General features: G+C 28.8%; 2 protein-coding genes. Both read left to right on the top strand.

What is annotated here, in order from left to right:
* Positions 1-80 precede the first annotated feature (80 nt).
* Positions 81-635 (top strand): hypothetical protein, encoded by a 555-nt coding sequence (locus Q0945_RS15850; protein ID WP_299436588.1) that lies wholly within the window; start codon positions 81-83, stop codon positions 633-635.
* A gap of 236 nt (positions 636-871) precedes the next feature.
* Positions 872-1,354 (top strand): YwiC-like family protein, encoded by a 483-nt coding sequence (locus Q0945_RS15845; protein WP_299436585.1) that lies wholly within the window; start codon positions 872-874, stop codon positions 1,352-1,354.
* Positions 1,355-1,543 lie beyond the last annotated feature (189 nt).

The following is a 1,543-nucleotide window of genomic DNA, read 5'->3' as shown; positions in this document are numbered from 1 at the left end:
GATTTTGAACTTAAATTTGTAGCTTAGACTAACTAAAAAAAAAGCAACGTTTGTTGCGTTAGAACCTTGAATGCAGCAATTTGAACAAAGAAATTACTCTCATTATTATAGCTCTTGGATTCCTGATAATAGCTTGTAAGCAAGAAAAAGGAAGAACCTTAGATGTTGTTAGACTATGCTTAGAAGCACAAAATGAGACTTCACTTCTCTTCAATCAAAGAAATCTGAATTTGCAAAAAATAGTAGAAACAAAAAAAACTGACAATCAAGATTTAGACAAATCGAATTTAGCAGAAATCGACACTCTTAATATTCAAATATCTAAAGCGGTTAATATCTATTTAAATGAACTAAAATTAGAAAAGGAAAAATTCTCGGACAATACTCTTCTTAATGAAGTGATAAATCATTTAGAATCCCTTAAAAAGTTTGAGAAAAAGTTTGGCATATATCTAACTTTAATAAAGGACACGATTGTTGATAATGAACTGGAAATTTCAGAAACTATAACAAATCTTGCGTTAACTCTAAAATCTGAAACAAACAAACTGAAAAATACCAAAGAAGTTTTTTATGAAAAGTACAAAATTGAGCAAAGGCAGATTGATTCAATATTGGATTTAATAGAAAAGTAAAAACTATTGCCAACAAAACCTATACGTAATGCGGACTTTTGGGTTTAAACGGAAAGGTTTGCGTATTTTTAGAGTGTCGCTAAATCTTGTGGATTTAGCTTTTGAACAAACAAAAAATAAAACTAAACAATAAGCTTTAGCTTCGTGTGTAGACGGAAACGAAAATGTTTCCTTGCTTCCGCACTACGCATAGCTAAACCGTTGTACTGCATTTAGGAAACATTTTATAAATATTAATGAAAGACTTAATCGACAAGACACTTTTAAAAGAATCTATTGAATTTAAAGGTTCAATATCTGAATTGAAAGAACAAATTCGATTCAAAAAAGAAAGAAAATTTAAACTTGATTGGGTTTCAGATAATGAATTTAAATTTCTCTCTAAACTTTCAGTCGGAACAATAATGCTTAACTATAATCCTGGATATTTTGACGGAATAAAAGGTTATGCAAAAATTACTGAATTGAATAACGGAAATACTAAAATTGAATTGACAACAAGATTGCGGATTGAAATGTACTTTATCGGAATATTATCTGTGATTTTTATTTTGATATTTTTATTTAGTAATGAAAAAATGCCTGTTTGGATTCTTTTTCTATTTCCTTTGATGATTATTTGGTTTTGGATTGTTTACAGATTTCAAGAAAAAAGACTTTTCGAAAAAGTAATAAAATACTTGAAAACGGAATTAAAAACGCAGTACAACACCGTGTAAAAAAAATTGCTATTTTTAGCTAAACCAAAATTAGTTGCTCATTTGCTAGCTTCTGATTTTCCTTCGGAAAATCCTCGCACACAAACACGCAACTTTCCTTATACAAATACGCTAGCTAACATTTGAAAATTGAACTTTCCTGAAATAGGTTGACTAAAAATTAATCATTTAATTACAGTCACTTATGAA

This window comes from uncultured Maribacter sp. (assembly GCF_947500405.1).
Taxonomy (GTDB): domain Bacteria; phylum Bacteroidota; class Bacteroidia; order Flavobacteriales; family Flavobacteriaceae; genus Maribacter_B.
This window is presented reverse-complemented; position numbering and strand designations above follow the sequence as displayed.

Coding starts and splice junctions, on each gene's coding strand:
- Q0945_RS15845 (WP_299436585.1), top strand. CDS start 872: ATGAAAGACTTAATCGACAAGACACTTTTAAAAGAATCTATTGAATTT.